Origin of the sequence: Klebsiella sp. K5-306 (genome assembly GCF_051835185.1) — a bacterium.
Classification (GTDB): domain Bacteria; phylum Pseudomonadota; class Gammaproteobacteria; order Enterobacterales; family Enterobacteriaceae; genus Klebsiella; species Klebsiella oxytoca.
Genome location: NZ_JAIFJY010000021.1, coordinates 50,548 through 71,361, shown reverse-complemented (window position 1 = coordinate 71,361; position 20,814 = coordinate 50,548). Strand labels below are relative to the sequence as shown.

The 20,814-nt window shown below is 55.6% G+C and carries 21 protein-coding genes; 12 read left to right on the top strand and 9 right to left on the bottom strand.

What is annotated here, in order from left to right:
* Nucleotides 1-4 precede the first annotated feature (4 nt).
* Nucleotides 5-1,324: a guanine deaminase gene (gene guaD, locus K2184_RS24910; RefSeq protein WP_163525783.1), complete on the top strand. Its 1,320-nt coding sequence runs from the start codon at nt 5-7 to the stop codon at nt 1,322-1,324.
* A gap of 147 nt (nt 1,325-1,471) precedes the next feature.
* Here guaD and uraH read toward each other — a convergent pair whose 3' ends face one another.
* Genes uraH through K2184_RS24895 form a run of 3 tightly spaced genes read right to left on the bottom strand, consistent with a single transcriptional unit; the run spans nt 1,472 to nt 3,655 of the window.
* Complete coding sequence (gene uraH / locus K2184_RS24905) at nt 1,472-1,798, bottom strand: hydroxyisourate hydrolase (RefSeq protein ID WP_016807373.1); 327 nt, start codon at nt 1,796-1,798, stop codon at nt 1,472-1,474.
* Complete coding sequence (uraD, locus tag K2184_RS24900) at nt 1,795-2,295, bottom strand: 2-oxo-4-hydroxy-4-carboxy-5-ureidoimidazoline decarboxylase (protein ID WP_004100882.1); 501 nt, start codon at nt 2,293-2,295, stop codon at nt 1,795-1,797. Before uraD ends, uraH begins: the two co-directional genes overlap by 4 nt.
* The gene (locus K2184_RS24895; protein WP_163525774.1) at nt 2,273-3,655 is read right to left on the bottom strand and encodes a nucleobase:cation symporter-2 family protein; all 1,383 of its coding nucleotides are present in this window, start codon (nt 3,653-3,655) and stop codon (nt 2,273-2,275) included. Before K2184_RS24895 ends, uraD begins: the two co-directional genes overlap by 23 nt.
* 346 nt (nt 3,656-4,001) lie before the next feature.
* Between K2184_RS24895 and hpxO the strand changes: the two genes are divergently transcribed.
* Nucleotides 4,002-5,156: an FAD-dependent urate hydroxylase HpxO gene (hpxO, locus tag K2184_RS24890; RefSeq protein ID WP_004112021.1), complete on the top strand. Its 1,155-nt coding sequence runs from the start codon at nt 4,002-4,004 to the stop codon at nt 5,154-5,156.
* 145 nt (nt 5,157-5,301) lie between these two features.
* Here hpxO and hpxR read toward each other — a convergent pair whose 3' ends face one another.
* On the bottom strand, nt 5,302-6,234 hold the full coding sequence (gene hpxR, locus K2184_RS24885; RefSeq protein ID WP_163525775.1) for a LysR family hpxDE operon transcriptional regulator HpxR: 933 nt from the start codon (nt 6,232-6,234) through the stop codon (nt 5,302-5,304).
* Nucleotides 6,235-6,359: 125 nt separating this feature from the next.
* On the opposite strand from hpxR, the gene hpxD reads away from it, so the two are divergent.
* Together hpxD and K2184_RS24875 are read left to right on the top strand one after the other, a co-directional pair.
* Nucleotides 6,360-7,397 (top strand): molybdenum cofactor-independent xanthine hydroxylase subunit HpxD, encoded by a 1,038-nt coding sequence (hpxD, locus tag K2184_RS24880; RefSeq protein WP_024273997.1) that lies wholly within the window; start codon nt 6,360-6,362, stop codon nt 7,395-7,397.
* Between the two features lie 13 nt (nt 7,398-7,410).
* The gene (locus K2184_RS24875) at nt 7,411-8,379 is read left to right on the top strand and encodes a PDR/VanB family oxidoreductase (protein ID WP_016807371.1); all 969 of its coding nucleotides are present in this window, start codon (nt 7,411-7,413) and stop codon (nt 8,377-8,379) included.
* A 185-nt stretch (nt 8,380-8,564) separates the two neighbouring features.
* On the opposite strand, the gene K2184_RS24870 is transcribed toward K2184_RS24875, so the two are convergent.
* Nucleotides 8,565-9,044 carry a hypothetical protein gene (locus tag K2184_RS24870; protein ID WP_163525784.1) on the bottom strand — a complete coding sequence of 160 codons (480 nt, stop codon included), beginning with the start codon at nt 9,042-9,044 and terminating at the stop codon, nt 8,565-8,567.
* A gap of 312 nt (nt 9,045-9,356) precedes the next feature.
* Nucleotides 9,357-10,304: a transcriptional regulator LeuO gene (gene leuO, locus K2184_RS24865; RefSeq protein WP_004112016.1), complete on the bottom strand. Its 948-nt coding sequence runs from the start codon at nt 10,302-10,304 to the stop codon at nt 9,357-9,359.
* A gap of 948 nt (nt 10,305-11,252) precedes the next feature.
* Here leuO and K2184_RS24860 point away from each other — a divergent pair.
* From K2184_RS24860 to K2184_RS24840, 5 genes are all read left to right on the top strand, one after another.
* Entirely contained in the window at nt 11,253-11,633 is a 381-nt protein-coding gene (locus tag K2184_RS24860; protein ID WP_064370901.1) for a hypothetical protein, read from the top strand.
* 48 nt (nt 11,634-11,681) lie between these two features.
* Nucleotides 11,682-13,706: a protein-disulfide reductase DsbD family protein gene (locus K2184_RS24855; protein WP_163525776.1), complete on the top strand. Its 2,025-nt coding sequence runs from the start codon at nt 11,682-11,684 to the stop codon at nt 13,704-13,706.
* 6 nt (nt 13,707-13,712) lie between these two features.
* On the top strand, nt 13,713-14,435 hold the full coding sequence (locus tag K2184_RS24850; RefSeq protein ID WP_024273993.1) for a DsbA family protein: 723 nt from the start codon (nt 13,713-13,715) through the stop codon (nt 14,433-14,435).
* Between the two features lie 40 nt (nt 14,436-14,475).
* On the top strand, nt 14,476-15,234 hold the full coding sequence (dsbG, locus tag K2184_RS24845) for a thiol:disulfide interchange protein DsbG (RefSeq protein WP_064370899.1): 759 nt from the start codon (nt 14,476-14,478) through the stop codon (nt 15,232-15,234).
* Nucleotides 15,235-15,339: 105 nt separating this feature from the next.
* On the top strand, nt 15,340-15,675 hold the full coding sequence (locus K2184_RS24840) for a gamma-glutamylcyclotransferase family protein (protein WP_064370898.1): 336 nt from the start codon (nt 15,340-15,342) through the stop codon (nt 15,673-15,675).
* A gap of 51 nt (nt 15,676-15,726) precedes the next feature.
* Here K2184_RS24840 and K2184_RS24835 read toward each other — a convergent pair whose 3' ends face one another.
* Nucleotides 15,727-16,755 carry an LLM class flavin-dependent oxidoreductase gene (locus K2184_RS24835; RefSeq protein ID WP_016807364.1) on the bottom strand — a complete coding sequence of 343 codons (1,029 nt, stop codon included), beginning with the start codon at nt 16,753-16,755 and terminating at the stop codon, nt 15,727-15,729.
* 177 nt (nt 16,756-16,932) lie between these two features.
* Nucleotides 16,933-17,310 (bottom strand): RidA family protein, encoded by a 378-nt coding sequence (locus K2184_RS24830; RefSeq protein ID WP_023320678.1) that lies wholly within the window; start codon nt 17,308-17,310, stop codon nt 16,933-16,935.
* Between the two features lie 390 nt (nt 17,311-17,700).
* On the opposite strand from K2184_RS24830, the gene lysM reads away from it, so the two are divergent.
* The gene (lysM, locus tag K2184_RS24825; RefSeq protein ID WP_047720018.1) at nt 17,701-18,153 is read left to right on the top strand and encodes a peptidoglycan-binding protein LysM; all 453 of its coding nucleotides are present in this window, start codon (nt 17,701-17,703) and stop codon (nt 18,151-18,153) included.
* A 244-nt stretch (nt 18,154-18,397) separates the two neighbouring features.
* Here lysM and K2184_RS24820 read toward each other — a convergent pair whose 3' ends face one another.
* Nucleotides 18,398-18,625, bottom strand: coding sequence for a cold shock domain-containing protein (locus tag K2184_RS24820; protein ID WP_004100846.1), 228 nt, complete (start codon nt 18,623-18,625; stop codon nt 18,398-18,400).
* 447 nt (nt 18,626-19,072) lie between these two features.
* On the opposite strand from K2184_RS24820, the gene cspE reads away from it, so the two are divergent.
* Together cspE and K2184_RS24810 are read left to right on the top strand one after the other, a co-directional pair.
* A complete protein-coding gene (cspE, locus tag K2184_RS24815) occupies nt 19,073-19,285 on the top strand; it encodes a transcription antiterminator/RNA stability regulator CspE (RefSeq protein WP_004100844.1) in 213 nt (70 codons plus the stop codon).
* A gap of 532 nt (nt 19,286-19,817) precedes the next feature.
* Nucleotides 19,818-20,720 (top strand): DMT family transporter, encoded by a 903-nt coding sequence (locus tag K2184_RS24810; protein WP_047720019.1) that lies wholly within the window; start codon nt 19,818-19,820, stop codon nt 20,718-20,720.
* Nucleotides 20,721-20,814: the final 94 nt, after the last annotated feature.

Genomic DNA, 20,814 nt, shown 5'->3' with positions numbered 1-20,814 from the left:
TATGATGTTTGACTACCATGCCGCGGTTCGCGGCGCATTTTTCGATATCTCCGAGGTTGCCGAGAGCGCCGACGATATCGCCCGCCAGGCGCGCTATCTGGAGGATGGCGTGCTGTTTCTTCGCGACGGACGCATTCAGGCGCTGCTGCCGTGGCAGGAGGGCGAACGCTTTCTGCACCCGCAGAAGGGCTATCGCGACCTGCGCGGTAAGCTGCTGCTGCCGGGCTTTGTCGATGCCCACGTCCACTATCCGCAAACCGAGATGATCGGCGCATTTGGCGAGCAGCTGCTGGAGTGGCTCACCACCTATACCTTTCCGGTGGAGAGCCAGTTTGCCGATGCCGACTACGCCGCGGAGATCGCGCAATTTTTTGTCAACCAGCTGCTGAGCCACGGCACCACCACCGCGCTGGTCTTTTGTACGTTGCACCCTGAATCGGTGGATGCCCTGTTTAACGAAGCGCTGCGCCTCAATATGCGCCTGATCGCCGGGAAAGTGATGATGGACCGCCACGCGCCCGAGTATCTGAGCGAAAGCGCGGAGCAGAGCTACCGGCAAACCCGCGAACTGATTCAGCGCTGGCACCAGCGCGGCCGTCTGGGATACGCCATTACGCCGCGCTTCGCGCCGACCTCAACGCCGGAGCTGCTGGCGGCCGTGCAGCAGCTCCGGGAAGAGTTTCCCGATACCTGGCTGCATACCCACCTGAGCGAAAACCTCAATGAAGTGGCGTGGGTTAAAAGCCTCTGGCCGGAGCATGAATACTATCTGGATGTTTATCATCACTATCGACTGACCGGCGAGCGCAGCGTATTTGCCCACGGTATTCATCTGGCGGATGCGGAGTGGCAGTGCCTGCACGATACCGGCTCGGCGCTGGCCTTCTGCCCGACGTCAAACCTGTTCCTCGGCAGCGGGCTGTTTCGTTTACCGGCCTGTTGGCAGAACAAGGTGCGGATGGGTATCGGTAGCGATGTTGGCGCGGGCACCACCTTCAGTATGCTGCGCACCCTCGGCGAGGCGTATAAGGTCAGCCAGCTGCAAAGCTATCGTCTGCGCGCCAGCGAAGCGTTTTACCATGCGACCCTCGGCGGCGCGCGCGCCCTGCGCCTTGATGAGAAGATTGGTAATTTCCAGCCCGGTAAAGAGGCTGACTTTGTGGTTATCGACCCGGCGGTCACGCCGCTGCAAAGGTTACGCGGCGGGCGCTGCAAGGATATCTATGAGCAGCTGTTCGTCCTGATGACCCTGGGCGATGAGCGTAATATCAGCGAGACGTGGGTGAACGGCGAGCGCGTATGGGGAGATGCGGCTGCGGAGTAGTCCCTTTCCCGGAGGCGGCACGTTGTGCCTGTCCGGGCTGCCAGACCACAGGCAGTGCCGAACTTGTAGCCCGGACAGGCGCGCAGCGCCGCCTCCGGGGAAATTCAGAACCTGTAGCCCTGCCAGGCGTAGCGCCGCCGGGGCCATTTAGCTGCCGCGATAGGTGGACCAGCCGCCGGGGGCAATTAAAAACGGTAAATGATAGTGCTCATCCGCCTCCTCGCGGATGACGAAATCAATCTGCGCACTCAGGTAGAGCGTCTCGCGCCCGCCGGCGGCAAACCACGCGCCAATTTCCGCGCTTAACCGGTAATGTCCTGGCGCCAGCGGCCCGGCACCGAATTCGCCAATGCGGCCGTTATCATCGGTGACGCCGCAGGCAACCTGCGCGCCTTCGCACTCCAGCGTAATTTTTACGCCCTGCGCCGGTCGGCCGGTGGAAATATCGAGAATATGGGTGCTTAAGGTGCTCATTCGCCAATCGCTCCTTTCAGTCTTAACAAGGTAATTTCGCCTAGCTGGGCTAACGCGTCCCGTACTTCTGCGCTATCGCTGTTGTGCAGCCGACGCGACAGCGCCGCCAGGATTTCCTCCCCGCTGCGCCCTTTGGCGCGAATCAAAAAGACCCGGCCAAACCGCGCCTCGTAGCGGGCGTTACCCTCTTTCAGCGCCTGCGCCAGCGCAGCATCACGGTCATCAACGCTCCCCTGCTCCTGGCGGGAGAGCGCCGCATGGGCCTGCTGCCCGGTGGGCTTTTCGCCGATACGCGGATGGGCGTTCAGCGCCTCAGCCAGCTCCGCTTCCCCCCAACCTGCCATCAGCCGCTGGGCGGCGTCCAGCAGTTCCGCGCGGCTGCGCCATGGCCGACCGGCTGCCAGCGTCGCCGCCCAGCCAGAGACGGCCACGCAGGGTTCCAGCACGGCGACGGCCTGTTCGCCGCTCAGCTGATTAAAGTGATTCAGCGCGATCATCAGTACTCCTTGTGGCCGCCGCCGCGGCCGGTTTCTCTTCCGGGATAATCAGATTCAGGACAATCGCCACCAGCCCGCCGCTGGTCGCTGCGGAACCGAACAGGTTGCCGACGATCGGCGGGAAGTGGGTCAGAAACGCCGGGACCGCTTCAATGCCGAGACCAAAACCAAAGGCCAGACCGACGATCAGCATATCGCGGCGGGTCAGCGGTTTCTGGGTGATAATGCGGATCCCCGCCGCCACAACGCAGCCAAACATCACCATCGTCGCGCCGCCCAGCACCGGCGCCGGGATCTGGCGCAGTATCTCGCCGAACGGCGGAAACAAACCCAGCAGAATCAAAATCACCCCGATGTAGCGGCCAACGTAGCGGCTGGCGACGCCGGTCATCTGAATCACGCCGTTGTTTTGCGCAAAGGTCGTATTGGGGAACGCGCACAGCATCGCCGCCACCATGCAGCTGATGCCATCAGCCAGAATGCCGCCTTTCAGCCGTGAACGGAAGGCTTCGTCATCAATCGACTGCTGAGAGATGAGACAGTTGGCCGTCAGGTCGCCCACCGCCTCAAGAATGCACACCAGCGACACCAGGGCAATCGGCAAAAAAATGGCGCTGTTGAACTGGAAACCAAACGGGAACAGCTGCGGTAAGCGAAACCAGACATCGCCGACGCCTTTAAGCTGGAACGAGCCGCTCAGCGCCGCCGCCGCGCAGCCGACGGCCATCCCCACCACCACCGACGAGAGGCGTAGCCAGCGGTTTTTCGCGCAGCTCAGCAGAACGATGGTCCCCAGCGTAACCGCGCCGAGGGCAATATTGCTCGTGCTGGCAAAGGCTTTAGCCTGCTCACCGCCGCACCAGTTAATCACGCTGACTTTGATCAGGCTAATGCCGATCAGCGCAATCACGCTGCCGGTAATCACCGGGGTAAAAATACGCTTCAGCGGTTCAATAAAGCGGCTGACGAGGCAGGGCACCAGCGCGGCGACAAAGTTGACGCCAAACAGCATGGCCATAATATCCTGCGGCGTGCCGCCCTGCCCTTTTACCCACATACCGCCGGCAATCGCCACCCCGAGGAACGCAAAGCTGGTTCCCTGCATACAGATCATGCCCGCGCCGATCCCCCACAGGCGGTTGGATTGCAGGAAAGTGCCGATGCCGGAAGCCAGCAGGGACATGCTGATCAAATAGGGCAGCCACTCCCCCAGCCCCAGCGCCGCGCCGATAATCAGCGGCGGCGTAATAATGCCTACCAGCCCGGCGAGTACGTGCTGTAAGGCGCTAAAAAAGGCCGGGAGCGGCGGGATCCGCTGCTCAAGGTCGTACAGTAAGCCGCCGTTTTTTTCATCTGACATGATCGTTTCATCCCGTTGCGAATAAGCGTGCGGGAACGGGTGCACAAAACAGGCCAAACTCACTCACATCTGAGCAACATTTAATTTTATTCATTTTTTTCAAACAGATAACACATCTTTTTCGCGACGTTCCCGCTATATGACCTCGGCGCGCCTATGAAACATTAGATTCTCAATTGAAAATTTAGAAATTATTGATTCATAAAAAGGCAATAAAAGCCGCTGTGCGCACCAACGTTGTGCAACCGCACGGTAGCGGGGAGCCCGAATCGGCGAAATCAGCGCCTGCGCCAAAGTGGTACGCAAATTGCTCAAGCCAATAACGACGTATGTAAAGGAGAAGGAAATGAAAGCATTAGTTATCGGCGGCGGAATCGGCGGCCTGAGCGCGGCGGTGGCATTAAAAAATGCCGGTATCCACTGTGAAGTGTTTGAAGCGGTGAAAGAAATCAAGCCGGTGGGCGCGGCCATCTCCATCTGGCCTAACGGCGTCAAGTGCATGAAGCATTTAGGCATGGGCAATATTATCGAAAACTACGGCGGACCGATGCATTTTCTGGCCTACAAGGAGTATCTGCGGGGAGAGACGCTGACTCAATTTAGCCTCGCTCCGCTGATTGCGCGCACCGGCGGACGCCCCTGCCCGGTTTCCCGCGCCGAATTGCAGCGCGAAATGCTCAAATTCTGGGGACGGGAGGCAGTGCAGTTTGGTAAACGCGTTACCCGCTGCGAAGAAAACGCCGACGGCGTTCGGGTCTGGTTTACCGACGGATCGATGGCGGAGGGCGATTTTCTGATTGCCGCCGACGGCAGCCATTCGGCGCTACGCCCGCACGTGCTCGGCTATACGCCGGAACGCCGCTACGCGGGCTACGTTAACTGGAACGGTCTGGTCGATATTGATGAAGCGATTGCGCCCGGCAATCAGTGGACGACCTTCGTCGGAGAAGGGAAACGCGTTTCGCTGATGCCGGTTTCCGGGGGGCGATTTTACTTTTTCTTTGATGTCCCGCTCCCGGCGGGGCTGGCCGAGGACCGCAGCACCCTGCGGGCGGATCTCAGCCGCTATTTCAGCGGCTGGGCGCCGCAGGTGCAGAAGCTGATCGCCGCCCTCGACCCGCAGACCACCAACCGTATTGAAATCCACGATATTGAACCGTTCGCCAAGCTGGTTCGCGGCAGAGTTGCGCTACTGGGCGATGCCGGACACAGCACCACCCCGGATATCGGCCAGGGGGGCTGCGCGGCGCTGGAGGATGCGGTGGTGCTGGGGGAGTTGTTTAGCCAGAGCCGCGATATCAGCGGGGTTTTGCGTCAGTACGAAGCGCAGCGCTGCGACCGGGTGCGCGACCTGGTGCTGAAGGCGCGTAAGCGCTGCGATGTGACCCACGGTAAAGATATGGCGCTGACGGAAGCCTGGTATCAGGAGCTGAAATCCGAAACCGGAGAGCGAATTATCAACGGCCTGTGCGAAACCATTCAGGGCGGCCCGCTGGGGTAAAGATCCCGGCATCAGCCCCCTTCCCGGCTCGCGGCGTAAACGCCTTAGCCGGGCTACCGGATCGCAGATGCCGGGGAACCCGTAGCCCGGTCATACAGCAACGCCACCGGGGAAGCAGGCCGCAGAGAATTGCAGGCCGGGCAGTTTACGCAGACGGGAGGGAAGCCGCTGTCCCGCCCTGTATCGCCTCCATCACCGCGGTCAGCTTCTGGATCGCCATCTGCGCCGGACGTGAAAGCTGGCGCGATGGCGCGGCGCACAGGGCCAGGGTAAGCGGCCGCAGCAGACGGTTGCGCAGCGGGACAAATGCCAGCTGGCCGAGCGCGATCTCCTCCAGCACGTCCAGACGGCTGAGGAGGGTCACGCCGCCGCCTTTAAGCACCAGCGACTTAATCAACCGAATATCGTTGCAGCTGATGCTGTTCGTCGGGGAAAAATCATAATGGCGATAGAGCATCGCGACCCGCTCGTGGACGATCAGCGGCGCGCCGGGAAGAATATGCCGCTCCTCGCTTAGCTCGCCCAAAGACAGCATTTTAGCCTGCGCCCGAGGATGATCCGGACACATCACCACCCCCATCTCCAGTTCGGCAAAAGCCAGCACGCTAAGCCCCGCCTGACCTTCGGGATCGAGAATCAGACCGAAATCGAGATCCGCCTGCCGTACCTTCTTGCTGACGCTATGACTATCCGCCACCTGCAGATCCAGTTCCAGCCATGGCCAGCTGCTGATAATGTCCGCCAGCGCGGCGGCAAAGCTCCCTTCCGCCAGCGCCTGCACCATGCCGAGGCTGACGGAGCCGCGTTTAAGCCCCTGCAGCTCATCAAACTTTTGCCGCGTCAGCTGAAACTCCTTTTGCCAGCGCAGCAGATTGTCGTACAGCAGCTCGCCGGCGGTGGTCATGCGTAGCCCCTCCGGCAGACGCTCAAACAGCGGCGTGCCGAAATCCTCTTCCGCCTGCAGAATTTGCCGGTTGATAGCCGAAGCGGAAATATGCAGTTTCTCCCCGGCCCGCCGCAGGCTACCGCTGCGCGCCACTTCGGTAAAATAGATAGCGAAACGTGAAAATGGGCTCATCGTGGACCTGTTCTCTTTTTTACAACAGCTGAATGAATTCTTGCTGATGGATGTCAACACCCTAATATGGCAACAATAAACTCACAACAATTAAACAAATATTTTTGTGAGCAGGAAGAGAAGCCATGAACAGACCACAACCTACCCCACCCGCCCACTGCACCTTTGCGCCAGAGGACTGGCTGCGCCTGGCAAAATGCTGGCACCCGGTTGCCCGCGCCTGCGATATTGGCCCCGCCCCGGTGAAAGCCACCCTGCTTGATGAACAGCTGGTCATCTATCGTATTAAGGGCCAGGTGGTCGTTGCACGCGACGTCTGCCCCCATCGCGGCGTACCACTGACGCTCGGTTTTCACGATGAAGAGGGGATTGTCTGCCCGTACCACGGCCTGCGCTTCGGTGAGGATGGCCGCTGCAACCGTATCCCTTCCAGCCCCGACCAGCCGGTACCGGCGAAACTCAACCTCACCAGCTTTGCGGTAGAAGAACGTTATGGCCTGATCTGGACCTGCCTGGCCTTCGATCCGCAAGACCCGATGCCGCTGCCGGTGATGCCGCACTGGCACGACGATGGCTTTCAGCAAATCAACTGTCCGGCTTTTGAGGTCAACGGTTTTGCGGGTCGCCAGGTCGAGGGATTTCTTGATGTTGCCCATTTTGCCTGGATCCATACCGGGACTTTCGCCGACCCCAATAACCAGGTGGTGCCGGACTACAACCCGCAGGAAACGGCGTTTGGGTTTATCGCCGATTACTGGAGTTCAGTCGGCAACTATCCCGCCAGCACCGAATTTCGCGCGCCGGAAGGCTTCCAGTGGCTGCGCCATTTTGAAATGCATTTGCCGTTTACCGCCACCCTGACGATTCATTTTCCGGGGGACGCCAGGCTGGTGATTATGAACGCCGCCTCGCCGGTATCCTCGCGCATTACCCGTATGTTCGCGCCCATCGCGCGCAATTTCGATCTGCACGTACCGGTGGAAGACGTCCACGCCTTTAACCTGCGCGTCTTTGAGGAAGACCGCATGATGGTAGAGACCCAGCGCCCGGAAAGATTGCCGCTGGATTTAACGCTGGAAGCGCATATTCCTGCCGACCGCAGCTCCATCGCCTATCGGCGCGGGCTGAAGAAAATGGGCTTCGGCGATTTTTTCCTCGTGTAAGTGGAGCAGCACTATGAATGAGGTATTACAGGTCATTGTCGACGGCCTCTGGCGTCAGGGAAGCCAGAGCCTCGCCGTCAGGCTGGTGGCGCCGGAGGGTCAGACGCTCCCTGCCTGGCAGCCCGGCGCGCATATTGACGTTCATCTGCCGTGCGGCATTATCCGCCAGTATTCGCTGACCGGCCCTGATAGCGTCGCTGACGGATATCTGATTTGCGTGGCCCTCGACAGCGCATCCCGCGGCGGCTCGCGCTACATTCATCAGCAGCTGCGCCCCGGCCAGACGCTGTTGATTTCCCCTCCGCGCAATCTGTTCCCTCTGCAGGCGGCGGAGCGGGTGACGCTGCTGGCCGCCGGCATCGGGATTACGCCGCTGTATGCCATGGCGCTAAGGCTGGAGGCAGAAGGCGTACCGTTTACCCTGCACTACTATCTTAAGAGCCGCGCGCGCGGGGCGTTTATCCGCGAACTGCAACAGCGATTTAGCGCCGAAAGCGTGGTAATTCACTGTTCAAGCGAAGGGCGCAGCGCCAGGCAAAACCTGGATGCGGCGCTGAATAGTGCGCATGCCGGGCAGCCGATATATCTCTGCGGGCCGGCAGGATTTATGGCCGCCGCGCACCGGGCCGCCCTGGCGCAGGGATGGGCGGAAGCGCGGATCCACAGCGAAGCCTTTCAGCCTGTCGCTACGCCAGCGGCGTGCGCAGAGGAAAACACCTTTAACGTGATCCTTGCCTCCTCGGGCGAACGCTGGCCGGTACCCGCGCATAAAACCATCGCTCAGGTCCTCCAGGAGAACGGCATCGCCGTCCCCCTCTCCTGCGAAATGGGGATTTGCGGCGCCTGCCTGACGCCGGTTATTGAAGGCATCGTCGACCACCGCGATACCGTGCAGTCGGAGGCAGAGAAATCCGCCAGCGCGCAGCAGATAGCCCTGTGCTGCTCGCGCAGCCGATCAGCGAATTTGTGCATTGATTTATAGTCCGGCGGCGTTGGCCAGTGACCTGCCCGTAATACAATCAATCATAAGCCAGCGGGGGCACCGAGGGTTAATGACGAATAAGTACGATTTAACAGGCTCCATTGCCTCAAGCAATAATCTTATGAAGTAAAGGCGTTATCGCGATACATGAAAAACATCGCGTCTGGCGAATGTTGTATGCAGTATTAACGAAAACTCCACTGCACGCTGATGACAAAAACGGCCGGGAGAATAATTCCGCTTTCGATGCCGAAATAATCGGTAAAGTTATACTGGAGACCATGGTAAATATAGGGAGAAAATCCAATGCCGGTCGCATCTTTAAAATCCTTATATGAGCCATGGTCGCCGCAGTCCTCAAAAGCATCGAAGAAAAATTCGCCGACGTAGCCATAAATCCCCTTAAATACCCAGCCGTTGCCCAACGACGCCCAGTCGCGGCGTACCCCGAGCGCAATACAGCGATCGTCAAAGCTGTTTTTCATCGTCCCGACCAGCAGGCTGTACTTCGAATCCGCGGAGAACTTGCGTTCAACCGAGACAAACTGGTTATCAAAGCCCTCGGTGTACTGGCCGTGATTGTTTGACAGATGATAGATCCAGGAGCCGGTATTAACCGAATAAAGAGTGATTTCATCAGCCTCTGCGGCCGTCGACGCAGCCATCAGGGCAGCACTCGCCACGGCGATGGTTATCTTTGTGCCCATTAACATCATCCTCTGCTTGAGGTCGCCGCCCGGTTGGATAATCAGAGTATAGAAATCGTCGGTGGCCCCTGCCTGAGAAATGATAAATTTTCTGCAAAAAGATATTTAAATGTAGTTTTAAAGATGAATAATATTTAGATAGCGCATTTCGTCAGATAATTATGCCGCCAGGAAGCGAAAAAATCAGATATGATTATATTTCTCTGTTCCAGGATTGATTAAGGAGTCATAAAATACCTGGCGTGCCACCAGGCATTTTTTGCAATAGCATTAACGCTGGCAAATGTTAATCAGCAATTCCGCCATCCAGCGGTGGCTCCTCTCCTGGGCCGCCGTTTCATGCCATGAAAGATAGCAGGTGCGACTGTTCATTTCTAAAGGCAGCGGCAGCAGCTGGAGCGCAAACTGTTCTTCAAACTCTTTGGCCAGCCACTCAGGCGCGATGGCCACCATATTGGTTTGCGACACCACGCTCAGCACGCTGACCATGGCGTTTCCGTGGAATGCGACGCAGGCCTGCTGTTCCTCAGAGCTATACCAGGGATGGCTGAATGAGCCGTAGCGATCCAGCGCGACGGTAGCGTGCTGCTCGCGATATATATCCTGCTCGGTCAACGGCGATGCAATACGCGGATGATTCCGCCTGGCCACCAGCACCATGCGATCGTTGAACAGCGGGATGCTGGTGAACTCCGGGTGGTTGAACTTGTTGTAATCGAGAACAAATTCAACTTCCTGATAGCGAAGCTGGTTGATGACCTGCTGGCTTAGGGTAGATTTAAAGGAGAGACTGACCCGAGGCGCAATCTCGCTCACTTTGTTAAAAATAAGCGGTGTCAGATAGTTATCCAGCGGGCTACAGACGCAAAGATGGTAAATACGTTCGCAGTCCAGCGGATCGAACAGCGTATCCGGTAGCTCATTTTGCACCAGCTGCAGAGCGCGTCGAACCGAGCCGAATAGCTGAAAGGCGCGATCGGTCGGTTTAATCCCACGACCGTTACGGACAAACAGTTCATCCTTAAACAGCACCTTGAGGCGCGATACCGCGCTGCTCACCGCTGGCTGGGACATGCCGAGCGTTTGTGCCGCCTTGGTTAAGCTTTGCTCTTGCATAACGGTATCGAAAATAGTCAGCAGGTTAAGATCGACTTTCCGTAATACGGGCTGCAGGACTTTCGGTTCAGAGGTTGGTTTAGATATTGTATTTTCACTCATGTAGGGAACTCCACCAGCACATTAATCAGCGATCCTGCTTCGTAACACTGAGACCTTTCGCCAAAGCAAAAAAACAGGCAGATAAATCATCATCGGCCACAGTAGCCATGTGTTATCGGTTTCCAGCAGCACGCTCAAATGGACGAAACTTATTAGTAAAATGGTAAACAGCAGAAGAATATGAAACGTGTTGTGTTTTCTGGAGAAAACGGCATAGCGGTAAAGCATTATTTTTCCTTTCGTTCACTCCTTGAACAAAAGAGAATACCATATAAAAAGTGGTGAAATTTCTGAAAAATACGCGACTTAATCCGAATAAGTTAATTCTCATTGAAATTATTAAGATGTTCTTAGGTAAATCGCAGAAAAAACCAAAATCCAGATATTAATTTACCGGCGGTAACCAATAATACTTTTCATTAACATTCCATCGCGATGAATAACTGACAACGGAAACTATTACACGCGTAATGGTCACCTCAATGCAGTAATCGTCATAAAGCGATTATCGGACTGTGATAAAGAAATCGTTAATTTCAGCGCTAGCATCTTTAGCGCGCGTCATGACCGGGAAAGGCTGACGGACGGTCGGCGGTTGCCAGGTGTGCAATGTTAATCAGTGGGCTAAATCGGATTTGGGCCGCCATCGAGGCCTCGAACCCCGTTCCCTACAACGTACGTCGTTCGCTCTTCCTGATGAGCTAATGGCGGTCAGATGCTAATCGCTCAACGTCAGCAGCGGCGTGCCGATAACGATGAGCGGCGCGCATGGTATCGAGAATAATTAGCCATGTAAATAATATAAATGCATGAAATATCCCTGTGACAGCGCTATCTGCTGGAAAGTCGCCGCCCCGTTAAGCAGACAGACAAAACCTTACACGGTATCCTCTTGAACATTGATAAGTATTGTTTATGATCCTCGGTTCTGAAACGTACGGGTCACCTATGCGCAATCGTCAGCTTCCTGGAAAATGGTTTTTGGTATTGACTTGCCTGGTCATGGCTATTTGCCTTGTTCAGCGGGCGGTCTATGTACACCATTTTTTGGACAACGCCGCGCGCCAGGTTCAGGAACCCGCCGTCAGCGCACTGTCGCAGCAGCCGTCAGCGGATGAAGCTGAGCAAGGGCCCTCTCCCTGTCAGCTGAGCGCCAAATCTCTGCTCTGCGCGCAGCCGCTGTTCTTCGATGGCGCCTTACCGGCCATCATTCTGTTCCTTACTCTGCTTCAGCTGACTGCCGCGGCACGTGCCTGGGTCTTCCGGGACGATCCCGTTTGGCCGCCCACGCTACGAATTCATCTCAAAAACTGCGTTTTCCGTGAATGAAAAAATCGTTTTTTTAAACGATTAATTTTTTAATTCACGGAGAAAATAATGCTGAATATCTTCAGGGGCCTCGTCTTCCTGTTGCTGACCTGCGCGAGCGTTGCTCATGCGGCAGACACCGGATGGCTGACATCCCCACAGAACGACCACGCCCGGGTCCGCTTCCAGGCGGAGAAAAAGAACGATCGGATCGACGCCCTGCTCTCTATTGAGCTGGCTTCCGGCTGGAAAACTTACTGGCGCTCGCCGGGTGACGGCGGCGTCGCCCCGCAAATCGTCTGGCATAACGGTGAACAGGCGCAGTGGTACTGGCCGATTCCCTCAAGGTTCGAGATTTCCGGTCTGACGACCCAGGGCTACCATCAGCGGGTCGTTATCCCGATAATCATCACCGCCGTTCCCGGCGACCTGCTGGACGGTACGCTCACGCTATCCACCTGCAGCAACGTCTGTTTGTTAACCGACTACAGGCTGCGTCTGGATTTGAGACAGCCCGCCACTGCCGGTTTTCAGGAGGCTTTTGCACAGGCGATGCGAACCATTCCGGCTGATAAAGGCGTGTCGGACGATCTCGCCGCGCATCGGGTCGGCAGCGACCTGGTGATAACCGCCACCACGGCCGGTGAGTGGAAAAACCCCGCTATCTTTTTTGATCCCATGGAGGGCGGGATAATCGCTGGCGCTCCGCGCCTCCGTACCGAGGGCGCCAGCCTCAAGGTAACGGTACCGGTAACCGATGAATGGGGGGAAGAGCCCGCAACCCTTGCGGGGAAAGCGCTGTCGTTGGTGCTGACAAATGGCGCAAAGGCGCAGCAGACCAGTCTGACGATCGGCGCAGATCTTGCGCCAACCTCAGCGGTTAGCCTCTGGAAGATGCTGCTTTTTGCCCTGATCGGCGGATTAATTCTTAACCTGATGCCCTGCGTGTTGCCGGTAATGGGCATGAAGCTCAGCGCCGTGCTGCAGTCCGGGTCAGATAAGCGCGCGATCGGGCGGCGTTTTCTTGCTACCAGCGCAGGTATTCTGACCTCATTTGCCCTGCTGGCGCTGATGGTAACGATACTGAAGCTTACCGGCGCGTCCCTGGGCTGGGGGATCCAGTTCCAGAACCCCTGGTTTATCGGCTTAATGATTGCCGTTACGTTTATCTTTTCGCTCAACCTGTTTGGCGTCTTCGAGGTGCTGCTACCGTCATCAGCCGTTAACCGGATGGCGACCGCCGGCGGCACCGGCATGGCGGGCAGTTTCTGTGAAGGCATTTTTGCCACGCTGCTGGCGACCCCCTGCTCTGCCCCCTTCCTGGGGACCGCCGTCGCTTTTGCGCTTGCTGCCCCACTGCAGGAACTGTGGCTAATTTTCCTGGCGCTCGGGCTGGGTATGGCCATCCCCTGGCTATTCGTCGCCCTGTTGCCCAGGTCGGCCGCTCTGATCCCGCGCCCCGGTCGCTGGATGAATTCACTGAAAATGGCGCTCGGCCTCATGATGCTGGCCTCCAGTTTTTGGCTGACGACGCTGCTGGGCCTCCATCTGGGTGAGACCCCCGGCGGCATTATTGCGCTGGTTCTTACCCTGGCGGCGCTGGCCGCCCTACGGGTAACCCATAAGCGTACGACATCTGCCTTCTGGCTGGTGATTATTGCGCTGGCGGCGTTTGCCGGCTTCCAGCTTTGCGGCCTGCTGGCAGGAGAACCCGCGCGCGCTACCACGGAGGCAATGGCTCAGCCGATCCGCTGGCAGCCCCTTAGCGAGGAGGCTATCCAGAACGCGCTGGCGGCGGGCAAACGGGTCTTTGTCGATATTTCGGCCGACTGGTGCGTGACATGCAAAGTGAATGAACATCGGGTATTAAATCAGCCCGCCATCATTAGCGCGCTCTCCCAGCCCGACGTAGTAGCGCTGCGCGGGGACTGGAGTCTGCCCTCCGAACCGATCGCCCGTTTCCTGCAAAGCAGAAATCGCTACGCCATTCCGTTTAATCAGGTCTACGGCCCAGGCCAGCCGCAAGGCGACATACTGTCGCCGCTGCTCGATAAACAAACCGTCCTCAACGCCCTCAGCCGTGCCAAAGGTTAATTTACGATGAAAAAAACGCTGCTTGCTTTCACTCTTCTTTCGGCCTCTTTGCCGACACTGGCATCTTCGCCGCTTACCCCTGCGCAGGAGGCTCGCGTCCAGGCACTGGTGCAGGAGACGCTGCTTAATCATCCCGAAATCTTGATCGCCGCCGCCGAAAAGCTCGATCGGCAGAATGCCCTTGCCGGGCAGGAACAGCTTCAGCAGGTTCTTACTCAGTACGGCGATGTTATCTTTCACGATCCCAACTCGCCGCGTATCGGCGCGCAGCGACCGAAGCTGACGCTGGTCGTCTTTACGGATCACAACTGCCCGTATTGCAAAAAGTTTGACCCGTATCTGCAGAAGATTGTCGAGAAATATCCGGATGTTGCCGTGGTCTTTAAATTTCTGCCCTGGCGTTCTGAAAGTTCGCTGACTTCGGCAAGGGCTGCGCTAACTCTGTGGCGTGCGCATCCTGAACAGTTTGTGAAATTTAACCATATCCTGATGGCAAAAAAGGGATATCACGACGGCGCCAGCATTGAGCAAGCCAAGACGAAGGCCGGGGTCAGCGTAGCAACGCCGGATGAACAAAGCCTGGCGACGATTAAGCAAAGCCTGCTGGTGGCCGAAAAGCTCGGCATCCAGGGTACGCCAGCCACAATCGTTGGCGACGAGATGCTGTCGGGCTGGATCCCCTGGGAGCAATTTGACGCCATGGTCAGCGACGCGCTGAAAAAACAGTAACCCTCTCCGGGGTGGCCCCCCGGAATTCAGAGATAATGAGATGAAATACATTCTACTGCTGGCGGCCTGGATAATGCCGGGCCTGGCATCTGCCGGGGAAGCTCTCCCTCAGATAGTGAAAAATTTTGGCGAACAGCAAGGGATCGCCCTGATTAAAGAGATCGATTCGCCCGGCGGGGTAAAAGGGTGGATCGGCCAGTATCAGGATATGGGGGTGACCCTGTTTTTGACGCCGGACGGAAAGCACGTGATTTCTGGATATCTGTATGACGAAAAAGGTAAAAACCTTAGCGAGGCCTATTTTCAGGAAGCCATCTATACCCCTTCAGGCCGCAAAATGTGGCAGACGCTGAATAATGCTCGTCCGCTGAAGGAAGGCGCGGATTCGGCTGCCAGAAAAATCATTGTCTTTGCCGATCCTTTCTGCCCCTGGTGCAAAGCGTTCTGGTCGGCGGCGCAGCCGTGGGTAAAAGCGGGCAAGGTCCAGCTAAATACCCTGCTCGTTGCTTTTCTCAATCCGAAAAGCGGCAGATACGCAACGGCGATCCTGAACGCGCGCGATCCGGCCGCCGCGTGGCGAGAGTATGAGCTTTCAGGCGGCAAAAAAGTGCCGCATTTTGAGGGCGTTACTCCACGCGACACCTTTAATCTTCTTCAGCATCATCAAAAACTGATGGATGATTTGGGCGCCAGCGCGACGCCGGCTATTTATTACATGAATGAGCAGAATGAGCTCCAGCAGGTCATCGGCATGCCCGACGAACAGCAGCTGCGGGAGATGTTCGGGCCAGCGCCCTGACAGATAAGGCGCTCTGCGGGGCGCCTTGCCAACCCAGGCCAGAGTTCGTATTTTATGGCCTGTTCTGCCCGTTTGGGTCTTCAACGCTTGAGTTAATGAGGGATAATGGAACGCTTATTTGTCTACGGCACGCTGCGCCCGGGCCACTCTAACGCCCATATTATGGACAGCATTGGCGGAGAGTGGCAGCCAGGCTACATCACCGGCACATTTTATGAACGCGGCTGGGGAGCGGCGGCAGATTTTCCGGGCATTGTTCTCGACAAAAACGGCCCCCGGGTGCCCGGCTTTCTGTTTCTGTCGGCGAATCTCGAGGCCCATTGGGCCATGCTGGATGCGTTCGAAGAGGGCTACGATCGCGTTGCTGTTGAAGTCACCACCGATGAGGGTCAGCGAGTGACCGCCTGGACCTACCAGCTACAGCCGAAGAGGACCCCGTAGACGATTTCGCCCCGCACAGCGCTTGCCGGCGGGGCATCGACCGCGACTAACTCAGGCATCGCGCCAGCCCATTGCCGGCGCAACGTGCTTCAGAATCGACTCAATGACATGCGCATTATATTCCACGCCCAGCTGGTTCGGCACCGTCAACAGCAGCGTATCCGCTTCGGCGATGGCCTCATCCTGTTTCAGCTGCGTGATGAGCTTGTCCGGCTCTGCGGCGTAGCTGCGACCGAAAATAGCGCGGGTTTTCTCATCGAGGAAACCGATCGAATCACTCTCGTCACGGCCTGAACCGAAATAGAGACGATCGCGATCGTCCATCAGGGCGAAAATGCTGCGGCTAACCGAGACGCGCGGCGTACGGGTATGGCCCGCCTGTGCCCAGGCTTCGCGATAGGCGCGGATCTGTTTCGCCTGCTGAATGTGAAACGGTTCCCCGGTTTCATCATCCTTCAGCGTCGAACTTTGCAGGTTCATACCCAGCGTTGCCGCCCACTTCGCGGTAGCATTCGAACCGGCGCCCCACCAGATTCGTTCGCGCAGACCTTCGGAATGCGGTTCCAGACGCAGCAGCCCCGGCGGGTTGGGGAACATAGGCTGCGGATTGGGTTTCGCAAAACCTTCCCCGCGCAGGACGTCCAGCAGCACTTCGGTGTGACGACGCGCCATATCCGACTCATTTTCGCCTTCGCCGGGGACGTAACCAAAATAGCGCCAGCCATCAATAACCTGCTCCGGAGAGCCGCGGCTGATACCCAGCTGCAGGCGGCCACCGGAGATGAGGTCCGCCGCACCCGCATCCTCTGCCATATACAGCGGGTTTTCATAACGCATATCGATCACGCCGGTGCCGATTTCAATTTTTTTGGTTTTCGCCCCTATCGCAGCCAGCAGGGGAAACGGGGAACTGAGCTGGCGAGCAAAATGATGCACCCTGAAATAGGCGCCGTCCGCGCCCAGTTCTTCGGCGGCGACGGCAAGGTCGATGGATTGTAACAGCGCATCAGCGGCTGAACGCGTTCCGGACTGCGGCGACGGCGTCCAGTGACCAAATGATAAAAAGCCAATCTTTTTCATGACGAAGTTTCCTGGTTTGCAGGGAGTCGTCGGTAGAGCGCGCCTTATGACAAGCGTGTCTGCCGCGTATCCCACTACTCTACGCGTAACCAGGTGAGAATAAATATCGTTTGTTTAACCGAATGCTTCAAATAAATTGATAAAGCTATTTGCCGCCTCCCGGCCATGGGCCGTCCTTCAGAGGCCGAAAATCGCTTCAATTTCAATTTTAAGGTCGGGTGAAAAGAGGCGGCTGACTTCAACGAGAGAGCTGGCAGGCAGGTGGTCACCGTAGTTTTGATAAAGAACCCGGCGTAATGCGTCGATCTCAGCAAATGAGGTTATAAATATAGTGACTTTAATCAGGGATGAAAAATCAACGCCTTCTGCGTCAGCGACGGTTCTGATCTGCTTAAAGATCTCCTCCGCCTGGGCGGCGATGCTCCCCTGCTGCGCCTGCGTGCCGAACGCGGTTAACCCTGAAATATAGAGCGTGTTTCCGTGCGTTACCGAGTGAACGTAGGGAGCCTTGACTTCCCCCAGTTGAGGATAATTTTTCCGTACCACCTTGCTCATGCTGACATCCTTATTTAAGAGGAAACGAGTCGCCATCCTAACATGCTTTAGCTAAGGCATTCAGTATGTCTCCTCCTGGCAAAAAATAGCATTACAGCCCTTATCTATGCTCTCTTCGCAGCCTGGCAAGGCGTTGCTACGGTACCGATATCGTTGCAAAACGGATCGCATAATGGCCGTGATGACTAGCGTTGATGCCGCGCCATCGCGGAGAATTTAAGGCAAATATCCTGCACTTTGACGCTTATTGCATATACTTCAATGGCAGGTTGCGCTTCTTTAAGACGTTGCCGCTACGGTGGAGGCATCCTGCACTTATCTATATTGGATATTGGATTATTGGGTCTGATGAAAATATTAATCATGAAGCAGTAATGGAGGTATGGAACGATGGGATTATTAAGTTTTGTGAAAGACGCGGGCGAGAAAATCTGGGATGCGGTTTCTGGCGGCAGCAAGGAAGATCGGGCCGAAAAGCTGAAAAAACACATTGATAACCTTAACCTGCCCGGCGCTGAAAAAGTGAATATTGATGTCGCGGACGATGGCACCGCAACGATAACGGGCGACGTCGGCTCACAGGAAGATAAAGAAAAAATTCTGGTGGCGGTGGGTAACGTCACCGGGGTAGGCCAGGTCAATGATAGCGTTAATGTGACGCAGAGCGGAGCGGAAAGCCGTTATTACACGGTGAAATCCGGCGATACCCTGAGCGCCATCTCAAAAGCGATGTACGGCCAGGCTAATGACTATCAGCGTATTTTTGAAGCCAATAAACCGATGCTGACGCATCCCGATAAGATCTATCCGGGTCAGGTGCTGATTATCCCGGCGAAGCAGTAAGTTATTTCGCGAAGCTTCCGTCAGTTCACTCACCACACTTCGTTAATTACCGGCCGGTCTGCTGGTCGGTAATTCACTCTCAGCCATGTGAACGTTTATCCGGGCATTCTGCCTGGCAGCATCGCAGGCCGCTTTAGTGGCCGGGAGAGATAATTTTTCTGTCAGTTAGGGATGGCTTCTGCCACGGCGAACCGCAGCCGTCGAGATGGCACAATCGACGCCCTCTCCTCTCATGGTCATCGTTCTAAAATATCTCTTTATCGCACAGAATAACTTTCGTCGCCGCTGGACCTTTATCACCGCGATGTATGGCAAATTCAACTTTTTGCCCTTCAAAGAGGGTATTAAAGTTATCGCCGTGAAGCGCTGAGTAATTAACGGCGATATCTTTGCTGCCATCAAGAGGAGAGATGAAACCAAACCCCTTCGATTCATTATACCACTTCACCAGACCTTTAATTCTTGAGGACATACTCCCTCCAGTTACACAGCATGAAATTGAGAGAAACGTACAGGATCAAATTTTGGACTCAAAAGGAGGGGATATCAGCGATAGCGCCTGGTCATGAGAACTGCTCAGTAGAGTTTGATGTTCGTTTATCGCGCACAGATTAGGTCATTAATGCACGGATAGCGATAATAAGCAAATCAATTTTTAGCCATCCAGATATCCTTGCGCGGCAAAAAAACTTTATCAGGATATTTACCTGGAAATAAGTCTTGCTATCTATAGTGATGTGTGTGACTAATGAGGGGTCGGTTTAGCATACAGACATAATAAAGCGGTTTAGTAAAGCAGTCCTCATCTTAAGTGTTATCCGTTGATAATTCTTCCTTTTGAGTCTCCTTATCGTTATTAATTAGATTCTGTGCGAAAACCCTTTTCGCCGTAAGGCTCAGATATGTTGAGGTATTATCAATGTCTAATAAAATGACTGGTTTAGTAAAATGGTTTAACGAATCAAAAGGTTTTGGTTTCATCACTCCGGACAACGGTAGCAAGGATGTTTTCGTCCATTTTTCTGCTATCCAGAGCGGTGGCTTTAAGACCCTGAGCGAAGGCCAGAAAGTCGAATTCACCATTGAAGATGGCCAGAAGGGTCCTTCAGCGGGTAACGTCTACGCTGTTTAAAGCGCGCTCCTGCTTTAATGACCCTGACATCACGTCGGGGTTATTTATAATGAGAGTTTTTGAGATAATCGCGTCATTTTGCTATTTTCATGCTTTCGATAACACCCCCCAAATGACGCCCCCCGAGTATTGCTATAACCCCTCCCACTGGTATATCTCTTTGCAACAATAAATGCTCCCGTTTAGAGTCGTAATACCTTAAGCCACCGGCAAAGTACGCAAACCTCGTTTTAAATTAACGGCGAGCGACTTCAGCAATTAAAAAGATAAGAATGTACAGTGCGTATCGTTCATGCTGCCAGTGAAGAGAGCCTGTCGATAAGGCGCGTCTCTATCATTTTTTTCGCGATATTTTCTCAAGGTGGTTAAAGCCAGCACCTGCGGAAGGGATAGTAATGATGATAGCCATCCTGAATGGCGCCGCTACCCATTGATTATTCATGAAAATTTTAAAAAACGTCTAATTTAATTGATGTTTTAAAAAAAACGTAGTTACCATGTAGTACAGTTTAAAGCGATGCAAGGAATCAGCATGCCCTACCTGTTACTTACGCTGGCAGCCCTGTTTTGGGGAGGGAATTATGTTGTAGGGCATATTCTCGTTCAGGGCGCAGATCCGATTGTTATGACGGAAGCAAGGTGGGCGCTAACCGCCATGCTGCTGGTAGGGCTTTATCAACGTCAAATCCGCGAGAGTTGGCGTTTATTGCGTGGAAATGCATCGACGCTGCTGATTTTAACGCTGTGTGGGCAGGTGAGTTTCCCGCTAACCCTCTATATCGGTCTGCAGACCACCTCCGCGCTAAACGCCGCAATTTATATGTCGGCGACCCCCTGCATGGTGCTGATGATTAACCGTCTGATTTTCCATGACCGGGTTTCAGCGCGTAACTGGTGCGGCGTTGCGTTTAGCACCGCAGGCGTACTGCTGCTTCTGCTGCACGGCAATCTGACCAACGCCGAGGGACTCAAAGGATTTAGCCAGGGCGACCTGTGGGCCATGGGGTCTGCGCTAAGCTGGGCGGTTTATTGCTCTCTGCTGCGTAATAAAGATCGGCGTATTCCCGCCAACGCTTTCGTCGCCGTCAGTTCACTTATCGGCGCCCTGATTCTGCTTCCGGTGGTCATTTTCTGGCTATGGCGACACCCCGCCACCTCGTTCGCCGCGTACCACGATATCTCTTTCCTCACCGGCCTGGCGTATCTGATTATCTTCCCCTCGTGGCTGGCCTATTTGTTCTGGAACAAAGGCATCGCCGCCATTGGCGCGACTCGTGGTGAAATTTACACTCACCTTATTCCGCTGTCTGGCGGGATATTGAGTATTCTGTTTTTACATACCCGGCCGCACCTCTATCACTTACTGAGCACGCTGTTAATTTTAATTGGCATCGCGATTTGTTCGATCGCAAAAAAGGAAACGGTGCATTCGTAAGCAGGAATGCACCGTTTTAACCCTGACAGGGGGAGGACAGACTCTCAGCACCTGCGCATTAAAACGGGCGACAGGAACTTCGCTTAGACGGACT

Coding starts and splice junctions, on each gene's coding strand:
- dsbG (WP_064370899.1), top strand. CDS start 14,476: ATGAAATACATTCTACTGCTGGCGGCCTGGATAATGCCGGGCCTGGCA.
- K2184_RS24870 (WP_163525784.1), bottom strand. CDS start 9,044: ATGGCTGCGTCGACGGCCGCAGAGGCTGATGAAATCACTCTTTATTCG.
- K2184_RS24820 (WP_004100846.1), bottom strand. CDS start 18,625: ATGTCCTCAAGAATTAAAGGTCTGGTGAAGTGGTATAATGAATCGAAG.
- K2184_RS24840 (WP_064370898.1), top strand. CDS start 15,340: ATGGAACGCTTATTTGTCTACGGCACGCTGCGCCCGGGCCACTCTAAC.
- K2184_RS24860 (WP_064370901.1), top strand. CDS start 11,253: ATGCGCAATCGTCAGCTTCCTGGAAAATGGTTTTTGGTATTGACTTGC.
- K2184_RS24810 (WP_047720019.1), top strand. CDS start 19,818: ATGCCCTACCTGTTACTTACGCTGGCAGCCCTGTTTTGGGGAGGGAAT.
- hpxD (WP_024273997.1), top strand. CDS start 6,360: ATGAACAGACCACAACCTACCCCACCCGCCCACTGCACCTTTGCGCCA.
- K2184_RS24830 (WP_023320678.1), bottom strand. CDS start 17,310: ATGAGCAAGGTGGTACGGAAAAATTATCCTCAACTGGGGGAAGTCAAG.
- K2184_RS24855 (WP_163525776.1), top strand. CDS start 11,682: ATGCTGAATATCTTCAGGGGCCTCGTCTTCCTGTTGCTGACCTGCGCG.
- guaD (WP_163525783.1), top strand. CDS start 5: ATGTTTGACTACCATGCCGCGGTTCGCGGCGCATTTTTCGATATCTCC.
- uraD (WP_004100882.1), bottom strand. CDS start 2,295: ATGATCGCGCTGAATCACTTTAATCAGCTGAGCGGCGAACAGGCCGTC.
- hpxO (WP_004112021.1), top strand. CDS start 4,002: ATGAAAGCATTAGTTATCGGCGGCGGAATCGGCGGCCTGAGCGCGGCG.
- cspE (WP_004100844.1), top strand. CDS start 19,073: ATGTCTAATAAAATGACTGGTTTAGTAAAATGGTTTAACGAATCAAAA.
- K2184_RS24835 (WP_016807364.1), bottom strand. CDS start 16,755: ATGAAAAAGATTGGCTTTTTATCATTTGGTCACTGGACGCCGTCGCCG.
- K2184_RS24875 (WP_016807371.1), top strand. CDS start 7,411: ATGAATGAGGTATTACAGGTCATTGTCGACGGCCTCTGGCGTCAGGGA.
- lysM (WP_047720018.1), top strand. CDS start 17,701: ATGGGATTATTAAGTTTTGTGAAAGACGCGGGCGAGAAAATCTGGGAT.
- K2184_RS24895 (WP_163525774.1), bottom strand. CDS start 3,655: ATGTCAGATGAAAAAAACGGCGGCTTACTGTACGACCTTGAGCAGCGG.
- leuO (WP_004112016.1), bottom strand. CDS start 10,304: ATGAGTGAAAATACAATATCTAAACCAACCTCTGAACCGAAAGTCCTG.
- hpxR (WP_163525775.1), bottom strand. CDS start 6,234: ATGAGCCCATTTTCACGTTTCGCTATCTATTTTACCGAAGTGGCGCGC.
- uraH (WP_016807373.1), bottom strand. CDS start 1,798: ATGAGCACCTTAAGCACCCATATTCTCGATATTTCCACCGGCCGACCG.
- K2184_RS24850 (WP_024273993.1), top strand. CDS start 13,713: ATGAAAAAAACGCTGCTTGCTTTCACTCTTCTTTCGGCCTCTTTGCCG.